Annotated in this window: 22 protein-coding genes, 1 tRNA gene and 1 rRNA gene; 12 read left to right on the forward strand and 12 right to left on the reverse strand. The window is 27.3% G+C overall.

Annotation, left to right across the window (positions count from 1 at the left end):
• Positions 1-56: 56 nt before the first annotated feature.
• Positions 57-1,538, forward strand: a complete 1,482-nt coding sequence (locus NPA11_RS00210) for a DUF2130 domain-containing protein (protein ID WP_257043606.1) — start codon at positions 57-59, stop codon at positions 1,536-1,538.
• Here the strand turns inward: NPA11_RS00210 and rsmA are convergent.
• The 3 genes from rsmA to mnmE are packed head-to-tail and all read right to left on the reverse strand — an operon-like array spanning position 1,528 to position 4,463.
• Positions 1,528-2,316, reverse strand: a complete 789-nt coding sequence (gene rsmA / locus NPA11_RS00215) for a 16S rRNA (adenine(1518)-N(6)/adenine(1519)-N(6))-dimethyltransferase RsmA (RefSeq protein WP_257043607.1) — start codon at positions 2,314-2,316, stop codon at positions 1,528-1,530. The two genes, NPA11_RS00210 and rsmA, sit on opposite strands and share 11 nt — an antisense overlap.
• 1 nt (position 2,317) lies before the next feature.
• Positions 2,318-3,109, reverse strand: coding sequence for a TatD family hydrolase (locus NPA11_RS00220; protein ID WP_257043608.1), 792 nt, complete (start codon positions 3,107-3,109; stop codon positions 2,318-2,320).
• 1 nt (position 3,110) lies between these two features.
• Complete coding sequence (gene mnmE, locus NPA11_RS00225; RefSeq protein WP_257043609.1) at positions 3,111-4,463, reverse strand: tRNA uridine-5-carboxymethylaminomethyl(34) synthesis GTPase MnmE; 1,353 nt, start codon at positions 4,461-4,463, stop codon at positions 3,111-3,113.
• 211 nt (positions 4,464-4,674) lie between these two features.
• On the opposite strand from mnmE, the gene NPA11_RS00230 reads away from it, so the two are divergent.
• On the forward strand, positions 4,675-5,220 hold the full coding sequence (locus NPA11_RS00230) for a PQ-loop domain-containing transporter (RefSeq protein ID WP_257043611.1): 546 nt from the start codon (positions 4,675-4,677) through the stop codon (positions 5,218-5,220).
• Between the two features lie 133 nt (positions 5,221-5,353).
• A tRNA-His gene (locus NPA11_RS00235) sits at positions 5,354-5,429 on the forward strand.
• Positions 5,430-5,458: 29 nt separating this feature from the next.
• On the opposite strand, the gene NPA11_RS00240 is transcribed toward NPA11_RS00235, so the two are convergent.
• The 4 genes from NPA11_RS00240 to NPA11_RS00255 form a co-directional block, all read right to left on the reverse strand.
• The gene (locus NPA11_RS00240) at positions 5,459-8,053 is read right to left on the reverse strand and encodes a DNA topoisomerase IV subunit A (RefSeq protein ID WP_257043613.1); all 2,595 of its coding nucleotides are present in this window, start codon (positions 8,051-8,053) and stop codon (positions 5,459-5,461) included.
• Positions 8,054-8,378: 325 nt separating this feature from the next.
• The gene (locus tag NPA11_RS00245; protein WP_257043614.1) at positions 8,379-9,389 is read right to left on the reverse strand and encodes a hypothetical protein; all 1,011 of its coding nucleotides are present in this window, start codon (positions 9,387-9,389) and stop codon (positions 8,379-8,381) included.
• Between the two features lie 272 nt (positions 9,390-9,661).
• Positions 9,662-10,180: a hypothetical protein gene (locus NPA11_RS00250; protein WP_257043616.1), complete on the reverse strand. Its 519-nt coding sequence runs from the start codon at positions 10,178-10,180 to the stop codon at positions 9,662-9,664.
• Positions 10,181-10,330: 150 nt separating this feature from the next.
• A complete protein-coding gene (locus tag NPA11_RS00255; protein ID WP_257043617.1) occupies positions 10,331-10,762 on the reverse strand; it encodes a hypothetical protein in 432 nt (143 codons plus the stop codon).
• 385 nt (positions 10,763-11,147) lie between these two features.
• Between NPA11_RS00255 and NPA11_RS00260 the strand changes: the two genes are divergently transcribed.
• Positions 11,148-11,447 carry an HU family DNA-binding protein gene (locus NPA11_RS00260; protein ID WP_257043618.1) on the forward strand — a complete coding sequence of 100 codons (300 nt, stop codon included), beginning with the start codon at positions 11,148-11,150 and terminating at the stop codon, positions 11,445-11,447.
• Here NPA11_RS00260 and recU read toward each other — a convergent pair.
• Positions 11,444-11,929 carry a Holliday junction resolvase RecU gene (gene recU / locus NPA11_RS00265; protein WP_257043620.1) on the reverse strand — a complete coding sequence of 162 codons (486 nt, stop codon included), beginning with the start codon at positions 11,927-11,929 and terminating at the stop codon, positions 11,444-11,446. The two genes, NPA11_RS00260 and recU, sit on opposite strands and share 4 nt — an antisense overlap.
• 50 nt (positions 11,930-11,979) lie before the next feature.
• Positions 11,980-13,245 (reverse strand): serine--tRNA ligase, encoded by a 1,266-nt coding sequence (serS, locus tag NPA11_RS00270; RefSeq protein ID WP_257043621.1) that lies wholly within the window; start codon positions 13,243-13,245, stop codon positions 11,980-11,982.
• Positions 13,246-13,440: 195 nt separating this feature from the next.
• On the opposite strand from serS, the gene rpmH reads away from it, so the two are divergent.
• From rpmH to yidC, 3 genes are read left to right on the forward strand one after another with little or no spacing between them, the layout of a single operon-like run.
• The gene (gene rpmH, locus NPA11_RS00275; RefSeq protein WP_036464075.1) at positions 13,441-13,587 is read left to right on the forward strand and encodes a 50S ribosomal protein L34; all 147 of its coding nucleotides are present in this window, start codon (positions 13,441-13,443) and stop codon (positions 13,585-13,587) included.
• 5 nt (positions 13,588-13,592) lie between these two features.
• Positions 13,593-13,925 carry a ribonuclease P protein component gene (gene rnpA / locus NPA11_RS00280; RefSeq protein WP_257043622.1) on the forward strand — a complete coding sequence of 111 codons (333 nt, stop codon included), beginning with the start codon at positions 13,593-13,595 and terminating at the stop codon, positions 13,923-13,925.
• Positions 13,909-15,966: a membrane protein insertase YidC gene (yidC, locus tag NPA11_RS00285; protein ID WP_257043623.1), complete on the forward strand. Its 2,058-nt coding sequence runs from the start codon at positions 13,909-13,911 to the stop codon at positions 15,964-15,966. Before rnpA ends, yidC begins: the two co-directional genes overlap by 17 nt.
• 47 nt (positions 15,967-16,013) lie before the next feature.
• Here yidC and rrf read toward each other — a convergent pair.
• Positions 16,014-16,119, reverse strand: a 5S ribosomal RNA gene (rrf, locus tag NPA11_RS00290).
• 104 nt (positions 16,120-16,223) lie between these two features.
• Here rrf and NPA11_RS00295 point away from each other — a divergent pair.
• The 3 genes from NPA11_RS00295 (at position 16,224) to rpmG (ending at position 18,837) form a co-directional block, all read left to right on the forward strand.
• Positions 16,224-16,865: a DUF402 domain-containing protein gene (locus NPA11_RS00295; RefSeq protein WP_257043624.1), complete on the forward strand. Its 642-nt coding sequence runs from the start codon at positions 16,224-16,226 to the stop codon at positions 16,863-16,865.
• Positions 16,866-17,157: 292 nt separating this feature from the next.
• Entirely contained in the window at positions 17,158-18,543 is a 1,386-nt protein-coding gene (locus NPA11_RS00300) for a hypothetical protein (protein WP_257043625.1), read from the forward strand.
• Between the two features lie 141 nt (positions 18,544-18,684).
• On the forward strand, positions 18,685-18,837 hold the full coding sequence (gene rpmG, locus NPA11_RS00305; RefSeq protein WP_257043626.1) for a 50S ribosomal protein L33: 153 nt from the start codon (positions 18,685-18,687) through the stop codon (positions 18,835-18,837).
• A gap of 14 nt (positions 18,838-18,851) precedes the next feature.
• Here the strand turns inward: rpmG and NPA11_RS00310 are convergent, their stop codons facing one another.
• Both NPA11_RS00310 and coaBC read right to left on the reverse strand, forming a co-directional pair.
• Positions 18,852-19,664: a type III pantothenate kinase gene (locus NPA11_RS00310; RefSeq protein WP_257043627.1), complete on the reverse strand. Its 813-nt coding sequence runs from the start codon at positions 19,662-19,664 to the stop codon at positions 18,852-18,854.
• On the reverse strand, positions 19,652-20,785 hold the full coding sequence (coaBC, locus tag NPA11_RS00315) for a bifunctional phosphopantothenoylcysteine decarboxylase/phosphopantothenate--cysteine ligase CoaBC (RefSeq protein ID WP_257043628.1): 1,134 nt from the start codon (positions 20,783-20,785) through the stop codon (positions 19,652-19,654). The genes NPA11_RS00310 and coaBC overlap by 13 nt, the downstream gene beginning before the upstream one ends.
• A gap of 228 nt (positions 20,786-21,013) precedes the next feature.
• On the opposite strand from coaBC, the gene NPA11_RS00320 reads away from it, so the two are divergent.
• Together NPA11_RS00320 and NPA11_RS00325 are read left to right on the forward strand one after the other, a co-directional pair.
• Positions 21,014-21,496, forward strand: a complete 483-nt coding sequence (locus tag NPA11_RS00320) for a hypothetical protein (protein ID WP_257043629.1) — start codon at positions 21,014-21,016, stop codon at positions 21,494-21,496.
• Positions 21,497-21,623: 127 nt separating this feature from the next.
• Entirely contained in the window at positions 21,624-21,767 is a 144-nt protein-coding gene (locus NPA11_RS00325) for a hypothetical protein (RefSeq protein WP_257043630.1), read from the forward strand.
• Positions 21,768-21,786: the final 19 nt, after the last annotated feature.

Below are 21,786 nucleotides of genomic sequence, written 5' to 3' on the forward strand. Positions count from 1 at the left end.
TTTAATAATAAACATTAAATAATGTTATTATTTATTTAAATACATGAGGTGATTAAATGAGCAAAAAATTAGAAATTGAAATTAAAAATGCTGAAAAATTACAATTTATTATTAAAAATGACGGTCAAGCTGGCGATTATATTGACCTGCGTGATATTTTAAATAAAGATTTTACTAATATTCATTCTTTTAAATCTGAATTAGTTGAAAAACTTAAACAAATGTACAAAGAAGATTTTTTAACTGAATATGAAAATAGAAAAAAACAAGAACAAGCAATACATGAAAAACTACTCCAAGAGAAATTCAATAGTGATTTAGAAAATCAAAAGCTCAAAGCAATTCAAGAAGTTAAAAACGAGTTTAACCAAAAATTGAGCGAAAAAGAACAACAATTAACTCAATTAAAAGCTGATCTAGAAATTGAAAAGAGAAATATTAATATATTTAAAGACAACTTTAAACTTGAGTTAGAAAATAGAAAGAACCAAGAATTTCAAAAACTAGAACAAGAATATAACAAGAGTTTAATTCAAAAAGATCAAGAATTTATTAAATTAAAAAGCGAATTAGAAAATGAGAGAAAAAATTCTCAAGAGCAAATTAATCTTATTGTCGAAAATAAAGTGGGAATAGCTAAAAACAATTTAATTGAAGAATATAAAGAAAAGCTTAATACAGAATTAAAAGATAAAGAAATCCAAATTTCTTCACTTGAACGGCAATTAAATGATTATTCGAAAATGTCAACTAAAATGATTGGTGAAGATTTAGAAAATAAAGTTGAAGATCGTCTTAGAGAAATGTTTGGTACTTTTAAAGAATTTGTAAAGTTTGGAAAAATCACAAAAGCTAAATCTAACAAGGATTCTGATGAAACTTCATTAGACGGAAAGAAAACTAAAGCTGATTTTTATGTTGAATTTTTAAGCAAAGAAACTCGAGAATCAATAGGTAAAGTTATTATTGAGTGTAAATCTCAAGAAGCAGAAAAAGGAACCACTAAAAACTCAGATCACTTTAAAAAACTAGAAAAAGATAGATATAAAGAAAATGCACATTTTGCATTATTAGTAACTAATTTAGAATCTAAAAAAGAATTTTTTGTTTATACACCTGATGAAGATGATTATCAACAAATACTTGTATTAAGATTTCCATTTTTAGGAGCTGTTCTTTCACTGCTTTATTCATATTTTGAAAAACTAGAAAGAAGCAAAATAAGTGAAGAATCAGTCCAAAATGCCAAAGAATTTTTTATAGGAATTGAAAACATCAAAAAAATGTTTATTGAGTCTCTTAAAGGGTTGAGATGCAGACAGGAAGAAATTTTTAAAACTATATCAAACCTAAGAGCACAAACAGATAAACTGGAAGATCTTATTGATAAAATGATTAGAATAGATCTTAAAAAAATTCATAAAAGTTTAACATCTCAACAACAGCTTCCTTCAGAATATTTACCTTCTAATTCTGTCAAATTAATTGATGAAGAAGATGAAATCATTGAATTATCATACGAAAAACTTATTGATTAATTTCTTGGTTTAATTTTTCAAATATTTGAACAATTTGATTGATATCTAGTTGCTGAATTCGCACATTTTCCGGCAGGTTTAATTGTTGAAAAACATTTAAAATATACTCTTTAATATACACTTTTGATAAAGCAAATAATAGTTTTTTTCTTCGATTCGCAAAACAAGTTTTAAAAAAATCTTTAATTTGTTGTCATTGAATTTGTGATATATCTTGTCTAAAAACAAGTGAAACAACCGCTGAATCTACGCTTGGTGTAGGAGAAAAAGATGACGCTTTAACAATAAATTCATTTTTCACATTTGCTAAATATTGACAAGAAATAGACAATTTAGAATATTCAGGTGTATTTTTTTGAGCTGACATTCTTAACGCAACTTCTTTTTGTACCATTAATAAAACACCTTTAAATTGATTTTTATAATCAAAAATTTTAAATAATATATCAGTAGTAATGTAATAAGGAATATTAGCGATAATATAGGCATTTTGAAATTGACTTAAATTTGCTTGTAAAAAATCTTGATTAATGATTTTTAAATTTGGTTCATTTTGAAATTGTTTGTTTAAAACAGCAACCATATCTGGATCGATTTCATAGCAAGTAACCTTACTTGCTTTTTTAATTAATTCTTTTGTTAAAGCACCCCTTCCAGGTCCAATTTCTAAAACATGACTATTTTCAAAATTAAAAACACCAACAATTTTGTTGATGATATTTTGATCTTTTAAAAAATTTTGACCAAAGCGTTTCTTTGCATATATTACTTTTTTCATATTATTTTAGTTTGAATAACTCTCTTAGATTTTGATTTACACGATTAACAAACTTATCCATACCAACTTTTTTTAATCCAGCAATATAATAAGCAACAAAAAGAACTGTGTTTGGTTCATTTGTTTGTCCTGTGTATGGATGCACACGTAAATACGGAGAATCTGTTTCAGTTAATATTTTATTTATTGGTAAATATTCAACTACTTCTCTTGTATCACTAGCACTGCCATAAGTTACTATTCCACTAAATGAAAAATAGCAATCTAATTTTTCAAACTTTTTAGCTCAATCTAAATTACCAGCAAAAGTATGAAGCATTGCTTTAACCTTATATTTTTCAAGAATGTTAAATACATCTTCATATGCCTTTCATGATCCTTTTTTATCACGAATGTGTACAATTACTGGCAAATTATGTTCTTTGGCAATTATCACTTGTTCTTCAAAAGCTTGTTTTTGAAGTTCATGTGAAGCAACGTTATCATAAAAATAATCAAGACCAATTTCACCAATTGCGACAATATCATTTTTTAATAATGGTTTAATTAATTCAATATCACTTATATTGTGTAAATCTTCTGGATGAATACCCACTGCAGGCTTAATTATTGAATGTTTTTTAGCTAATTCAAGTACCTTATAATTTTCTTCCCTATGACCACCATTAACAATCATAAATTCAATATTATGAACTTGAGCTTGAGCAATAATTTCATCAATCACTCAATCTGGATAATATTTATTTGTTAAGTGGTTATGAGCATCAACAAACTTGTTTTTCTTTTTTGACATATTATTTTCCCAAACAAAAGCTTTTAAACATCACGTCTAAAAGATCTTCTTTATTGACATTTCCCTTGATATTTTGTAGGGATTCTCAAGCATCATATAAATCAACAATAATTACATCAAAGGTCATTCCAGCCTCAATAGTTTCAATAGCATTTCCAATGCTACCTAGCGCTTGCTTAATTAATGAAATTTGACGTGTATTTGAAAGGATCCTTTCGTCTAACACGTTAATATTATCAAAGTGTTTTATCAATTCATTTTCAAGCTGCTCGATTTGATTATTTTTTGCTGAAATAGAAACTGCTTGCTCATTAATTGGAATATTTAAGTCAGATTTATTAATAACTTTAACATAAGTTTTGTTGTATTTTTGAGCTTCTTGGTAGATAAGTTCGTCAAATTGATTGTTTTCTTGGGTTGGATCAAAAACATGGATAACTAAGTCAGCTTTTTGAATTTGTTCAAACGATTTAGCAATTCCAATTGCTTCTACAGTTTCTTTAGATTCTCTAATACCAGCTGTATCAACTAATTTAAAAAGCATTCCTTGAATTTGATAAGAAGCTTCAATTGTGTCTCGAGTAGTGCCAGCAATATCGGTGACAATTGCTTTATCTTCTGAAAGTAAAGCGTTTAAAATACTGCTTTTTCCAACGTTAGGCTTACCAACAAGAGCAACCTTAACACCTTCAAAAATGTATCGAGCACTTTCTGATAAAGTTACAATTTCTTGTAACTGGACTTTTAGTTTGTTTAAACTATCAAGCATAATTTTATCATCAATATTTTCTAAATCTAAATATTCAGGATAATCAATATTAACTTCACTAAGCCCAATTAAGTATGAGATATCTGCAATGAATTTATCGATTAATCCGCTGGTTTTACCGGTAAATTTGTTAATTGAGGCCTTTGTTTGTAATGTGGTTTGAGCAAAAATAAGTTCATGAATTGCTTCAGCCTTAACTAAATCAATTTTTCCATTTAAAAAAGCTCTTCGAGTAAACTCGCCTCTTTCAGCAAGACGAGCACCATTTTTTAATAATGTTTCAAGAACTTGATTTGTTGTTACTATTCCACCGTGACAATTAATTTCAATAAGAGGTTCCCCACAATAGTTGTTGTAAATAATTTGACCATTTTTTTCTTTGCCGACAAATCACATTATCAAAACTTCATCGATCATTTCAGACCCGTCAAAAATAAAACCATAAGTAATTTCATGGTCTTTTCCCTGTTTACCTTTAAAAATCTTAGAAACAATTTCAACAGCATCTGGTCCAGCCACACGAACTATGGAAATAGGTTGGTTTACATAAGAACCAGAAGAAATAGCGGCAATGTTATCATACATATAATTAAAATTTTACATTTTAAAAAAATAAACTAATTTATTTTGTTAAAATTCCAATTGTATGTTAGATACAGCGATAGAATTTTTTGCGTGGTTCACGATTGTTTTTACTATATCACTATCAATTCCACAGCTAGTAAAATTATTAAGAGAAAAGAAAACAGGGAAGGTTAATTTTTATTCATTTTGGATTCTTCATATCGGAATCTTAATGTGAACGCTTTTTGGTGTCTTTAGCGATATAAGTGCACCGTTTAAATTACGAAACGTAGTTATTGCCGATGGTGTTTCATTAATTATCAACGGAGTTATGACTTACTTACTTTATCATTTTTATGAATTTAAAAATGATGCATTAAAAAAGAGACTTTTAGCATTTGCAGGAGTTTTAGTAACCTGAATTATTGGAATTGCATTTATTAGTCTTTACTTTTCTGACTCAACATTCAGAATAACAGCAAATGAAGCAACTGTTTTTGGATTAATTGCACCTACATTCACAACTTTTGCTTTTTCTCCACAACTTTACACATCAATTAAAACTAAAAATTGAAAAGGTATTTCACCAATGCTCTTTATTCTATTTGAAACAAACAACTTTTGTTGAGTTGTCTTCTGAATATTATCAATTGTTAAATATGGATCAAACCCAGATTTAATTGGTGGTCTAATCTGACAAGTTGTTTCATTACTTTTATATGCATACCAATTAACAATGGTTATTAAATATAATTATTTTAAAACTCAAATAGCTTAATATTTCAAAAAGAACTTAAAAATAATTACTTACTAAGTTTTGTAACTTTTTTAAGTTCTTTTTTGTTTTGTTAATCAAATCATTAGCATTCATTTATCTATTTTTACTTTTATAGTATAATATTTTACGTCTGGCAAATGTGGTGAAGCGGTTAACACAGCGGGTTGTGGTCCCGTCATGCGCGAGTTCGAATCTCGTCATTTGCCCCATTTAATAAAAACAACCCTAAAGGTTGTTTTTATTTTTTAATTTTATTAAGTGTTTCATTTACTTTAGCGAGGAGCTTATCTAAATCATTTTCTAAATGATCTAGATTATCTTCAGTTAGACGAAATTCTTTTTGTTCTTGCTCAAGTGTTTCTGGAGCAAATAATTCTTGTGTATTAGTTTGAAGACTAACACTTTGATAATTCTTTTTAATGCGAACTTTGTATAAATCCGGAAGAGTAATTTCAATTAAATCAGGGTTAGCTTGTGAGAATGAGTATTTTTTAATTGGGTCTAAAAAAGTGTTTCCGTGAATATTTTTAATTAATAGCATATCTTTTTCTCGAGTTGGATAAATATCAGAAATTTTAAACACAGTATTTTTAATTTGATCTTTAAAAATAGCTTTTCCTTTAATGTTTTTAGGAACAAAAGGAATTTTTTTGCTACGCATTTTCTTTAAAAAGCCATCATCAGTGATAAAAGTAATTACATCATCACTGGCGGCAATAGTGAAATTATTTACTGTATCGCTAAGCGATAAATAAATTCCTTTATTTCCTTTTGCTTTAGTCCCATAAAGTCCTAAATCATTTTCAGAGTATTTACTTGATAAACCGCTGTGAGTAATGATAATAATATCTTTAGTTCCATTACTTAAGCAAGCATTCACCACTATATCACCTTGAGCTAGAATAATGGCTGTATAAGTTTTATTTAAGCGTGATACTTGAAATTGTTTTAAAGGAGTCTTTTTAAACATTCCGTCTTTAGTTCCTAAAACTACAAAAATATTAGCATCTCAATCAGAAACTTCTATGATTGAAACAATTTCTTCATTTGGTTTAGTATCGACAAAATCAGTCAAGTGCATTCCTAGATCTTTTCACTTACATTCAAGGATTTGATAAATCGGAATAATAGCATAATTACCTAAATTTGTAATAATTAAAAATTGATTTAAAGTATTAGCTTTTTCATAATGAATTAAATAATCTTCTTCTTTGAGGACATAATTAGCAAAGTCATTAGCATCAGCCACACGTTGAGAAATTCGTTTTAAATACCCATGTTTTGAAATTCCAATGATAACTTCTTCTGATTTGATTAAGTCAGTTTTTTGGTAGTTAAATTCATATTCAGTTTCAAGAATGGTAGTTTTTCTTGGAGTAGCAAATTCTTTTTTAATTTCGAGTAATTGATTAATAATAAATTTATTAAAGTCTTTTTCATTTTCAAGTAAATTAGAAATTTTTGCAATTTGTTCTTCAAGCTCTGTTTTTTCTTGTAAAAAGGCTTCTTTATCAGTTTTACTCAAACGATAAAGTTTCATTTCGGCAATAGCATTAGCCTGATTGTATGTAAGATTAAAATTATCAATCAAGGCTTGAACAACTCCTGCTTTTGAACCTTCGGCTTTTCGAATGACGGCAATTACTGCATCAGTGATCTCGCTAACTTTAATAAATCCAAGGACCAATTCTAAACGAAGTTGATTTTTAGTGAGATCATATTGTAAAGTTTTGGTCTTAATATCTTTAACTTGGGTAATGTAACTATCAATTAACAGAGTTAAATTAGCTGTAACAGGTGAGCTGTTTAAAATAACTGTATTATTGTAGTTATAAAAAACTTGGAGACTGGTTTTTTGGTATAAATAGGAAATGATACTATTCTCATTAGCATCAGGTTCAAGAGTGATTAAAATACTAATTCCGTTACGATCTGATTGATCTTTGACTTCAATAAAACCATCAATTTGTTCATTTGAAGCTAGATTTTCAATCTCATAAACTAATGAAGATTTAACGACTCCAAAAGGAATTTGAGTAATTTCAATAAATTTATTTTTTCCTTTTTCAAAGACGTTGTATCGGCTAAATAAACGAATTTTTTCTTTATTATTTTTTCCTGTGTCAAGAGCTTCTAAAATTCCTTTATTACCATGAATAATTCCACCAGTTGGGAAATCTGGACCTAATACAATTTGTGATAATTCATTAAAAGTTAAGCTTGGTTTTTTGATTTTAGCAATACTTGCATCAATAATTTCGCCTAAATTATGAGGTGGCATTTCTGTGGCCATACCAATAGCAATTCCTTTTGTACCATTAACTAATAAGTTTGGTAAAATGCTTGGAAGTACTTCGGGTTCAATTTCTGAATCGTCAAAGTTAGGAGTAAAATTCACAGTGTTCTTTTTAATATCACCCAAAATATAATTAGCAACTTTGGCCATTTTGACTTCAGTATAACGCATAGCAGCGGCTGGATCATCATCAATTGAACCAACATTTCCGTGCATATCTAAAAGTGGAATGTTCATTTTTCATCATTGAGACATATTGACCATAGCTTCATATACCGATGAATCCCCGTGAGGATGATATTTACCAATAACATCTCCCACGATACGAGCTGATTTTTTGTATGTTTTATCATTGGTTAAACCCAATGAATTCATAGCGAACAAAATTCTTCTTTGCACTGGCTTAAGCCCATCTCGCACATCTGGAAGAGCACGTTGCTGAATAACGTATTTTGAATATCGACCAAATCCCTTTTCTAACAATTTATCAACAGAATTTTGAATAATTTTTTCTAGTTTTTTATTGATATTGCTCATATGTATTTTAATTTTACTTTAAAGATTTAAAAAACAAAAGCATTCAGAGAATGCTTGAGTATTTAATTTAAACTAATCATTGAATATTTGAGACTTGGTCATTGTCTAAATATTGACTTTAATAGTCTTTGGGTTAATGATGATTTTTGTTCTAAATTTTGTTGTTTTGAAGAAAACTTTTAATGATAAATTCAATTTATGAGTGGTTATTCTACATTACTGATAATAAATTTGGGAACTATTTGCATTATTTTTGTCAAGGAAAATAGTTAAATAAGATTTATTCTTTTTTATCTTTTTAATATATTCATTAAATTTATTTTGCTTACATATTGTTTTGTTGGTTTTTAGTAGTTTGATTATTATCGCTTTCTGTATTATCTTCTTGCTCATCTTCTGAATTATCAGCTTGATCACTTAATTTTAAATCAACTAAATAAGTTTGCCCGTTTAGTACATATTGCACGACAACATAACCGTCTTTAACAATAATTGGTTTAAGAACTTTGTTCTTATATTCAAAAGTTTCACCAAAAACTTTTATTGATTTAGTTGTACTTTTACCATCTGACTTTAATCCAGATAATTCAGGTGTATTGGCTGGAACGGTTAAAATTGCTTTATTTGATCCATATTGATTAAACGAATTTGTTGAAGGATGGAAATACAAATTAATATATTCTTTTTCAGAATTGTCAAGAGCATCAATGAGAGCGTTTTCATCAGCTATTTTGAACTCAATTTGATTTTTTGGCTCTGAATTTGAATCAGCGTTCTCTTGCTTTGTTGGTTCGTGTAGAGGAGTGGTTCGTGTAGCTCTTTCTTTTTCTTTTGTTAAATTATCATCTTGTTTTATTCCTTTTTCTTCCTTAATTTCAGCTATTGTTTTTTCGATATTGTTTTTAAGAGATCTAACATTCTTCTTAATTTGATCTGCAGTTACTGAAAAACCTTCTTTTGGGAATTGTGTGGATGTGAGAATAGATAATAATTCTTCAAGTTTCTTTTCATCTTTAGCTTTAATTTCCTTAGAAACAAGAGTGGTGAAATTTTTAGGGAAATATCTATAATAAGATTCGTGTAATTGTGTTCGTTCTTCATTAGTTAATACTTTTTTATTTAAAAAAGAAACAAGTGCTTGGAAATATTTTTTTAAATTTTCTTTTGAAGTATCTGGATTTTCGTATTTTTTAATTGATTCAACTGATTCGACAGTAGCATCAGATTCTTTTTTATTTGAATTATCTACAGATTGAGTATTTGAGCAAGATAATGACACAGCTAGCGGAACTGTGGTGGTTGTTAAAATAGTTAGTGTTTTAAAAATTTTCTTCATATATTCCTTAAACATTTTTTAATATTTTTTTAGTCTATAAAATTTTTTGTTAGGATTATTAATCTTTATTCAAACCCTTACAAAAAGTGAATTATTTTCATTAAATGATATTGACTTTTTAATTATATTTATATTGTCAAAAGCAATCAAGAAAAAAGCAATTTTATTTGAATAAAATTGCAAATATTTTTACATAAATTGAAAAGAATATAATAATTTAATATAAACCTTTTTAAGTTAGATTTATTCTCTAAATTAAAAAGGTTATTTATTTAATTTCCTCTTGGAGACTTATTTTCTTTTTCAACTTGATTTCCGGCTTGAATTATAGTGATTCTTTGATCAACTAAATTCTTTAAATCTTTTAAAGTTTTTATTAATTTCGGTTTAATTTGTGGCGAAATATCTTCCAATATATCAGACATATCAGAAAAATTTAAAATATTTTCGAGCTTTTTAAGTTGAACAGTACTTTTAGTTTTAAAGTCTTTTTCAATTATTTCATTAACGCTAGGTATAAAGTATTTATCAATCGATTTTTGTAGTTCTTTGACTTTTTGCTCATGCAAAGAGCTGTTTGTTGATAATTGAATAAAACCTTGCAAATATTTTCTTAAATTTTCTGGTGAAGGATTTGGGATTTCATAATTTTTGATTGAGTTATTGTTTGATGGCACTTGTGTGTCCGGATTTTTTGTTTTTTCATTTGGTTTATTCGCACATGAAAAAACCATACTTACAGGAATAACTGTAGTAAATGTGAGTGTTAATAGTTTATAAATTGTTTTCATAATTGCCCTAACAAGTTCTTTTTTATCGTATATAAAAGGTCTTTTTTGAAATTAATTTATCTAATTATATTGCTATTAAAAAGTTATCTAGTAAAATTGAATTTTTCAAATTTACTAAAAACTTCAATTTTATCCAGAAAAGTTAATTATTTAGTTTTTTCCTTCAAGCAAAGAAATTGAATTGTTAAGTAAACTAATATTTTGATTAATTTTTATTTCAATTAAATTTTTTGACAATTCAGGTGCATTAGAAGGAATTTGTATTGTTTTAAAAATGTCCAAGATGCTCTTAAGTTTATTAATATCTCTAGTGTTTATTGCTTTTGTAATATCATTAGCAAGGAATTTAGCAAAATAAGCATCATATGATCGATCCAGTTCTTCTCTTTTTTGGAACGACAAGTTTTCTTGAGTTAAAAGTCTTATATATGCATTTAAATATCTTTTTAAATCATTTGTTGAAGGATTTGGTTTTTCGTAATCTTTAATTGAATTACTTTCTTGTTCTTGACAAGATAAAACAAGAAAAGTAGGGGTTGTGATAACCGATAAAATAGTGAATGATCTCAATAACTTCTTCATATAAATTCCTTATCATGTTGATTTGCTTATGTTTTTATGTTAAATAAAAACTTAATTTTTGAACTTTTTCTCTCTCATTGATATTTTTTGACAATTTTTTAGAGATAATAAATTAAATTTATTTTTTTTATATGCTAAATAGGTGGAAATTATTAATTTTTTAGTTCTTATTATTTACAAATTATATTTTATTAAGATTTCTTATTTAATAAAAAGCAAAAATTCTTAAAAAATATGATTATTTTCTTAGATTAAGATCGTTTTATAATGGATAAAAAGGCTTGTAAAAATATTTTTATCCACAAAATAAAGCTTTTTAGTTAATAATTTGTCTAAAGTCTATATAATTAACTATATAAATTACTGATAATTTTAAGGAGACAATATGACCAAAAAAGAATTTATTGCCGCAGTTGCAGAAAAAATTGAAGTTACTCCTAAAGAAGTGGATAAAGTTTTTGATGCAATGGTTTTTGTTTTGAAAGAACAATTAATCACTGAAGACAAAATTCAATTATCACAATTAGGCATTTTCTCTACAGCCATTAAACGTCCACGTAAAATTTATAATAAATTTTCTAAAGAAGAACAAGAAAGCGATGTTAAATTTGTAGACATCCCACAAAGACGTGTTATTAAATACAAACCATCAAAATACTTACGTGAATTAATCGACTTTAACTAGTCAATAAAATTTAAATAACCAGGAAATTCTAAGGTTAGTTCTTTAGAATTGTCTTTTAATCAACTGATATTCACCGATTTTACGTTATCAAAGGCCTTTTGTAATGCATCAAAAGGTATTTTAAAAAATAAATTGTAATTAGACATATATAAAATCACAAACGCAACCCCATTCAATTTATTTATTTGCGATAAGTATAAAAATTGGTGTTCTTTAATCTGGTTTAGATAAAAATAATCTCCTTCACAAGTTTTGGCTTCAAAGCAAATGAAGCGACCCTTTGAATTTATTCCAATATAATCAACAGTACTCTTACCAATAATTTGGACTGAATAAGCTTTTAATTTATTATGGGCTCTTTCAATAGTTCTAAATTTGTATGGTAAGAGTTTCTTTTCGATAAAAGCAATTTGATTAATGGCTAAGAATTCAATCGTGTTATTGATAATTTCTTCAAGCAACATTCCTTTGTTTTTGTTCATATCTTAGTAATAAGATTTTTGCATAAAAATAAAAAAATAAAGCAAAAGCTTTATTTAATTATATTCATACCCATGTAAGGAATTAGAACTTGCGGAACAGAAATGGTATTATCTTCATTTTGATAAATTTCCAGAATGGCCGCAATAACACGATCTACAGCTAGAGCTGATCCATTCATTGTATGGGCATATTGGGTTGAACCTTGATCGTCTTTATAGCGAATCATAGCTCTTCGAGCTTGAAAATCGCCCATATAACTCACCGAAGAAACCTCACGATAACGTTGTTCACTTGGTAACCATAATTCTAAGTCAATAGTTTTTCTTGATCCAAATCCCATATCCCCAGTACATAAAAGCAATTCACGATATGGAATTTGTAACTGTTCAAGCACGTCTTTTGCGTCTTCTAGCATTAAATTAAATTCTTTTATAGCATCTTGAGCAGTGGTAATTTTAACTAATTCAACTTTTTTGAATTGATGTTGACGAATAATTCCTTTAGTATCCTTGCCTGAACTACCAGCTTCACTTCTAAAACATTCTGTGTATGCAGTTACTTTAAACGGGTTGCTTAAATCAACAATTTCATTATTATAATAATTGGTTAAGGTCACTTCAGCAGTAGGAATTAAATAAAAATCATCCTTATTTAATTTGAATAAATCATCTTCAAATTTTGGCAATTGACCAGTTCCGTATAAGGCTTTAGATTTCACTAAAACAGGAGTTGTTAATTCACTATATCCCTTTGAATTGTGTAGATCCAGCATAAAAGAAATTAATGCACGGACAAGTTTAGCACCTGCATTTTTATACATAATAAAGCGTGATCCCGAGAGTTTAACAGCTCGTTCAATATCTAAAATATCTAATTTTTTAGCTATTTCATAATGCGGTAACTTTTGTTTAACTAATCCACGACCTAAATTTGCATGTTCGGACAAAATTACATTATCTTGCTCATCTTTCCCAAAGGGAATTTCATCAAGAGGCAGATTTGGAATTTCAAGTGCTAATTTTTGAATTTGTTCATTTAAAGAATCTACTTGTTGATTTAGTAAGGTCTCTTTCTCTTTAATTTGAGCAATTATTGTTTTTAATTCTGCCAATTTTTCAGGGTTATTTTTGTATTTTCCAAAATCTTTTGATAACTTACCAAGTTCAGCTTTTTGGCTCTGAGCTTGAAACATTAGGCTTCCGCGTTTTTTCGCTAATTCTAAATATTGATCAAAAATCGAAAGATTAAAACCTCTTTTTTTAAGTAATTCTCTAGTTTTTTCAGGGTTCTTTAACACATATTTTATATCTAACATATAGCCTCATTTTGTGATTAAAATTATACACTTTTTGTTTTAAAATTAAAGCAAAAGTATCACTATACAAGATAATTTATGGACTTTTATCAGCGAAAAATGAGCAAAAAAGTAGTTAAAATATCTATAAAGGCTTTTTTGACCTATTTGCTATAATATATATACGTCTATTTTATGTATTAATAAGGAGGAATTATGAGCAAGAGAACATACCAGCCAAACAAACGTAAACACGCTAAAGTTCATGGTTTTAGAGCTAGAATGAAAACAGCAAATGGTAGAAAAGTATTAGCTCGAAGAAGAGCTAAAGGTAGAAAATATTTAACAGTTTCAGATAAATAATTAAAATGAAAAAAGAAAATCGACTAAAGAAAAATTGAGAGTTCAATGAAATCATGGCACTCAAGCAACAATTTTTGAATAAATATATCATTGTTTATTATCAAAAATCAGATTTTTTAAAAGTTGGTTTAACAGTCCCGAAAAAATTTGCTATCGCAGTAAAACGGAACTATTATAAAAGACAATTAAGGGCTATTTTACAAAATATTTCTATTCAAGAATTTAAATATAAATTTGTAATTATAGTTCGCAAAGAATTTTTAAGTGCATCCTTTCAAGACAAAGAAAGAGCGATTAAAGATTTATTCGAAAAGTTTAAAAATGGAAAGATCAGATAAATTTAATTATTTTTTACAAAATAAAGATCCTGGCGAAAGAAGAAAAAAACTCCTTAAAAGAAGTTGAAAATGACTCAAAATTATTACAGTTATAATTGTTTTAGGATTCACATTAACAGGGTGTATTCAGTCATTTGTAATTAAGCAATCAACCAATGTCGGAGCTGGACTTGAATTTACTAGTTCAAAAGATAAAATAGGACCTAAAGTTACAGTTCTCGAAGAACAAAAAGAAACTTTAGAATTACCTTCTTCAGGCGAAAATTCTGAAACAACCAAAATAAATATCAATACCTATAAACAAAATACCAACGCAAACCCATATATTTCAAATCAAACAGTTTTAGATCAAGTTAAAAAACAATTAAACGGACAAGACGGAGAAAAGGGTTATTTCGGAAGAGATAATACTTATTCATCAGGTATTGTTTTAAATAAAGATAAAGATACTATTTATCATAATCAAAACAATAATTATTTAGTCGCTGCAATTAGTGCTCGAAGTGATATTAAACGTGAATTACCTGACTATAATTTTGTTAATGAAATTAAAGATATTTACTTTTTTAATTTTTATAGTAAAGAAAATAACAAAATAGAATTTTTAAAATATCTTAAACCAAATAAATCAGAATCTGAAAAAACAGAACTCACATCTAATGCAAAAGATGCAATTAATAATGGAGTTATTTCTGTTGGATGAGTTTCTGGTTTATCAAAACTTGATCCATACACTGAGACCAAAATTTCGAGCATAAACGGTGAGAACAAATTTGAACAGCAAGAAAAACTTTTAATCAAAAAGTTTAATAGAGATGTTCTTCAAATGTTTTACAATAAAACTTTTGCTCCTGATTCAGATTTTGTTAAACAATTAGGAAAAGATCCTTCTTTATTCTTAAAAGAAAAAATTGATCAAGCACAAATTAATGCACAAGCTAAAAAACCAGTTTTATTTACCTTAACTCCAAAACAAGAAGTTTTAATTCAAGAATACATTAAATTAATGGGTTCGTGATTTTCACAAACTGGTTATACTTTACAAGATAAAACTGCGTTTGATCCAAAAGAAGAAGCTCAAAATTCGGACCAAAATGCCAAAGCTACAAGTGCAAATTCTAACGAAAACAAAACAGCTGAAAAACCACAAGATCCAAGAACATATTTATACGACCAAAATCTAATTCAAATTGATAATAATGTAAATCGACTTACATTTCAAGATCCATTACCTTTACTAAATATTTCTACATGAGGTAAGGCTTGAAAATATGGTCCATTTTATGGGATCTTTGTTTATCCAACTTCGGCAGTTATCAATGCACTTTCTGAATGAATTGGAATTTTAAATGGCTGAGGAACTATTATTGTTATCTTCCTTGTGACTTTTATTATTAGAGGAGCAGTATTTGCTTTAACCTTTAAATCAACAGCTAAAATGTCTGTACAAGAAGAATTAAAAAGCAAAAGAGCTATTATTGAAGCTAAATATGCAGATTTTGAGAATAATAAAGCAATGAAAGCTCGAAAAGCTCAAGAACTCCAAGCATTAAATAAAAAGTATAACATTTCCTTTTTAGATACTATTGGTGCTCAAATTTTAACTTTACCAATCTTTATTACAATGTGAAGGGCAATTCAAATTATTCCTTCAATTAAATCAACTGAATGATTAGGAATTAATTTCAGTTCAACATCATATACTAAAGTTGGTGAAGGAGAATTTATTTACTTATTAGTGCTGGTAATTGCAGTATTAATTCAATTAATTTCTTCAGTACTTCCGATGTTATTGAACAAGAAAAGATATAAAGAAAGAACTTCGCTCAAAGAGCAACAAGCACTCAAAAAACAAGAAAGAACACAAAGAATTATGATCATTGTGTTTACTGTGTTTGTTATTCTCTTTTCAGCAGGGGTGCAAATTTATTGAATTTTCACCGGATTATTTACAATCATTCAAACGCTAGTGATGTGAAGAGTTAAGAAAACACAATGATTTAAAGATCGTTTCTCATTAAAAGCACTGGCAAGGCAATAAAAAATAACCGCAAGGTTATTTTTGTTTCTTTAAAAAAACAAATAAAAAAACAGCAACCCCCTATTTTTGCATCTCTGCTATCTTCGGCACTAACGGGCTTAACTACTGAGTTCGGAATGGGTTCAGGTGATCCCCGTTGCTATAATCACTGTTTTATAATTATAACAGAAAAAAGTGTTTCATAAACATTTTTTCAAAATTTATTTTACCGATATTAGTATAATTTAAATATAACTATTTAAAAGAAAAGAACAAGTATGGAACGAGAATTTAAAAATTTAAAAGTAGGACAAATAATTAATGTCCAAGGTTATAAATTTAATGGATTTTTATATCGTCAATGAAATTCAGCTAAAGTTATTTTTAATAATTCTAGACACATTGTGCTATTCTTGCACAGAACCAAAGTTAGCGATTATAACAAAAAGATTAATTATTGAAGATACAGCGAAAACGCGTTATGGTTTTTTCCTAAAAATTCATATTTTAATGCAATTTTATTGCTTAAAAGAAATTCTAAGATTTATCATTATATAAATTTGGCTTCTAAACCTGTTTTTGAAGATGAGACTATTAAATTTATTGATTTTGATCTAGATATTAAATGTTATCCAGGCAAAGATATTCAGCTTGTTGATAGAGACGAATTCTTAAAAAATAGTGTTCTGATGAAATATCCTGTTCAATTTAAAAAAACTGTTTTTGACGAAATAACCCGTGTTTTTGAATTATATGCCAATTATAAATATTTCTTTAACCCACAAATTCTCGGATATTATGTTGACATTCTTTACAAAGACAAATTAATCGAAAAAAAGTTTTATGATAATTTCATCAAAACAAACGTTCAAGAATATAGTGATGAGTTCAGTATGTTTTCAGATTTAATGAAAAAATAAAAGCATTTAAAATACAAAAGAACAGGAAAATTAACATCCTGTCCTTTTCTTTATAATCTTTAATAATTTGTTGCAATAATAATAAAAAATAATAAACAAAGCCTGAATTAAGTGAATTTACATACCTTAACATAAACATGTGTGCAAGCTGTTTTTCTCAATTTATTGCATTTTTCAGTTTGCTTTTTTTTTTTTTTTTTTTTTGTAAATTGTATAACTTAATATACTTAAAGAGATATGAATTTTCTTTTAAGTTTTTAAGGGACTATTAAATAGATTTAAAAGGAGAAAAATGAAAAGAAAAGCAAAAAGATTAATATCTACATTTTCAATTACTGCACCATTGTTAACATTAATCACTACATCTTGTTCAATTAGTATTTTTCCAAGTAAAAGCTACTTAGAAAGTATGAGATACAAAACACCTTATTTTATCGATTTAATTAGAATGGAACAACAAGATCAAGGAATAAAAACTAATAATAGTATTATCTTTGATCAATTTGTTGAAAGCTTATATGAAAAAGCTTTATCTTGAGACCGAAAAGACCAAGAGAAAAGAACAGAAAACTATAGAAAATACATCAGATACGATTTTTTAAAAGATAACAAACAATTAATAAAGTCAGTTGAAGATTTTTCAAGTCATATTATTAATAAAATTAATTCATTATATGAAGATCTTAAACTTCCTAAAACTCTTTCTGATGAACAAATTAAAAAAATCTTTGAATCTGATTTTTTAAACGGACAAAGTATTGAAAATATCTTAAAAAACAGTAATATTTTAATTTTGCAATCAAATGATGATCGCTCCCCTATTGGTTTGAGCTATTCTCTTAAAGAACAAAAACAAAATCATATAAATATTTTACGAATCAACCCATGGATAATTAAGCAAACTGGTGGTTATCTCCAATCAACTGATCTTAGATCTGAAAAACCTGTTTTTAGTGTTATTTTACTTTCAAAAAATCAAGACTTCAAAATTAAATATACAACTAAATCAGAAAACAATCAATTATTAAGTGATTTATATTATAAATATGGTTACAAAGCAGACCAATTTTATGATTGATATTTTGGGCCAGATATCTCGCAAGCAATAAATAAAATACAAAACGAACAAGGAATTTTGTATAAGGAAAATTTACTTTTAAATAATTTAACTGATGAATCTTTAAGTGATTTACCCTTAAATTCTAAGGTATATACTATAAAAACCACTAATGATTTTAATGAATTCATTACTAGTACAATTCAACAAGTTGCTCAAAAACTTAAAACCTCTTTAACTAAAGAACAAGTAATTGATAATTTTGAAAAAAATTATTTAAATGGTCAAAAATTAGAAAACGTACTAAAAGGTTCTGATATTCTCGTGCAACGAGCAATTGAAAAACCAAGCATGTTGTCATTAAACGACCCCGATCAATTGGTTAAATTAGCTAGTTCTAATTCATCAAAAATACAATTAGCTTTTATTAATGAAAGAGAATTTAATTTTAATTTAACAGGCAAATCTCAATCACCTGATAAAAAATCAATGGTTTTTTATCAGGTTCTAACAGTTCCAAAAGGGGCTCAAGTAGAGATTAAAGATAAATTAAACTTTAAAGAAACAAATGACTTTTTATTACTCCACAAAAATTTATACTCAAATAAAGAAGTAGGATAGATTTAATATTTAAGAGTTGTCTTAAATTAAAAAATAATTTTTATACTCAATCTAATTTTTTTAATATAATAAAAAGTACACGATTTTATTTTTAAAAAATTAAAATTAAAATCAGTTTCTATATTTATTTTAAGGAGTAATATGGCCAGAGAAGTTTACACATTAGCATGTACTGAGTGTAAAATGGAAAATTACATTTCAAAGAAAAACAAAAAAAATCATCCCGAAAGAGTAGAATTATCAAAACACTGCTCAAAATGCAACAAACACACAAATCACAAAGAGAAAAAGTAAATTCCAGAAGGAATTTACTTTTTATTAATTGCATTTAAGTATCCTAGAGCAACCATTGCTTGACAAACATGAATTTTGAGATGTGGAAATAATCGATTGATTTGCTCTTGCAAATTTTGGATAAGATTAATATCTCCCCCAGTAATAAAAATATTGTTTATAAGTTTATTTTCAACATTTTGATTTAAAAATAAGTGTGCGATAATATACCCTAAAAAAGTTCGATATGTTCCACTGTTCACCGAGTTTAAAGTATTTAGACCCATTTGTAAATTAAAGGCAATTGGATAATTTCAAGTTGCATTTCCAGATGCAGATTTTTTCAAATGTTGCTGTAATTTGTGAAAGGAAAAACCAATACCAGGAGCAATCGAAACACCAGTGATAGTTTTGTTAAGGATTTCAATAGCCACTGAAGCACTTCCAAACATAAACACAAAACTATTTTTAGTAAATGTATTAGCATACCCAGCACATGAGAGGATATCTAATCCAACTTTTTCTTTCCTTGTAAGGGTTTGCACATTCAAATCATAACTATGATCAATGATTTTAATGTTTTGGAGATTAAAAGTATTATTTAAAATATTTTTTAGACTCTGAGCAAATATAATTGAAGCACTTCCAATATAAATTTTTGACTTTGGTTCTTGTAAATTTTTAAGCTGTTTTTTAAGTGAATTTATAAGCTTACTTTGGTTCTTTTTAATTAAATATTGTGAAGATCCGATAATTATTTCTGGTTGAAGTGCTTGATTAGTTTGTGTATTAAAAAGATTCATTTTGATATTAGTATTACCAATATCAAAAATAACTATTTTTTTCATAATTGTCCCAATAATTGATCAATTTTTATAGCTAAATCATACTTGTCTAAATGAAGAAATTCACTTGTGTGTCCATTTTTAAGAATAATATATCCACTACTCTGATCGCTTGCTAAAGTTTGAGCATTGTTAATAATAATAGCATCCAAGTTTTTGGAAATGAGTTTTTTCTTTCCGTTTTCTAAGATATTTTCCGATTCTAGAGCATAACCAATCTTAATTTTTTCTGGATATTTAAGAGCAATATCTTTTAATACATCTTTCCCAATGGTGTATTCAAAATAAATTTGCTCATTCTTTTTAATTTTTTGTTCACGAGTTTTAAAAATTAAATCACTTACAGCACAAAGGGAGATAAAACAATCATTTTGCTGAATATATTCATCAACAGCAGTGTAGTATTCTTGTAGAGTTTGAATGTTAATGATTTGTACATGAGCAGGAATTTGATTGTTTAAATGTTCCAAATTCCCACTAATAACGGTCAAATCGTATTTTTGAGCTAGAATTTGGATTAAAGCTAATCCACTTTTTCCGCTTGAAGGAACGCAAACAACTCGAACTGGATCAAGATTAACTCTAGTATATCCAAAAGTTAATAAAACCTTCTTTTTAGGTCTATTTTCAAGAAAATCAATTAACTGTTCTGGTTCGATTGCTCGACCAATACCTGTGTCTCCATCTTTAAGTTTTCCATAATTTGGACCGATAAATGTTGCCCCGAGTTGTTTAAGTTTTGCTAAATTAGCTTGTAAAAAGTCATTTTGATACATTTTAGTATTCATAGCCGGAGCAAAAATTAATTTATTAAAACTTACAAGACTTAAAACAGTGGTAATAAAACTATCAGCTATCCCACTAGCAACTTTTCCAATAGTATTAAAAGTAGCTGGATAAACAATTATTCTATCAGCTCATTTCACAATATCTACATGAACAGAATTATTCTTTTGATACCAATTATTTGCTAAGCAATTTTCTAGCATAAATTGAGGAACAAAATTACGTGCAGAAGGCGAAAGGGCATATTGAACCTTGTGCTTTTGTTTTCTTAAAAGCTCAATAAGTTGTGGAGATTTAATCGCAGCAATGCTCCCTGTAATTAGTAATAAGACTTTCATAAATGCATTATAATTATAAACAATATGTCCATATTGCAAATATTTAATAAAACGAAGAACCACAAATTCAAGAACTTTCTTGATAAAACAAGAGTTTTCAATTCGATTTCGTTTGTAGTTTACTTAGCTATTTGACTTTGCTTATTCGTTTTATTAACATTTACACGCACTGGGCTTATTCCACTAGGGCCAGTGAGCATTAATTTAAATACAATTTTATTAATTCTAATGGGAATTCATTTAGGTTTTAAAGGAGCTATTTTTGGCGGTTTGTTTTTAGGTTTTTGTTCATTTTTCGGAGCCATGACTTTTGGTTCGATTTTGTTTATTTATCCATTAATATCGATTTTGCCTCGCTTTGTGCTTGGATTTATTGTGTATTGATTGTGTTATCAAGCCCGGAAAATGATTGATTATGCAAGCAAGAAAAGGAAAAAGAATTTATGAGTGATTAAATTAACTTGTTATTTTTTAGTTGGTGCTTTAAGTGCTTTAGCAAATACAGTGTTTGTTACATTTGGATTATTTTTACACAAATTAATTTTTGGACTTGAAAGCATAGGATCGTTTGAAATATGAATTGGATTAATTTGAATTCAAGCAATTTTTGAGCTTTTATCAATTGGTCTTTTATGTTTAATAATGTCTAGTTTTTTATATTCGCTTTCATCAAGAAAAATATCGTTTTATTCTCAAAAAATTAAATGATAAACAGACAAAAAACAGTAAATAAAGCTTTTTAAATTTCTTAAAAAGCTTTATTTTTATTTATTCTTAGTTAAAATGTGGATATAAAAAACTATAATTCCTTTAATACAATATATACTGTTTTTATTAATTGATTAGTGATAAAAAATCATCTCGAAAAACAGCAAAATTATCAGGAAGTAAAATAAAAATGAGCTTTAGAACAGAAGATCAAATTAGTGATCAAGCTAAATTAATTTTAGGGTTTGATGATAATGAAGAAAATGTGCAATAGGGCACAGGTTAATTAACAA

It is taken from the genome of Mycoplasma sp. 1578d (assembly GCF_024582695.1).
Taxonomy (GTDB): Bacteria; Bacillota_I; Bacilli_A; order Mycoplasmatales; family Metamycoplasmataceae; genus Mycoplasmopsis.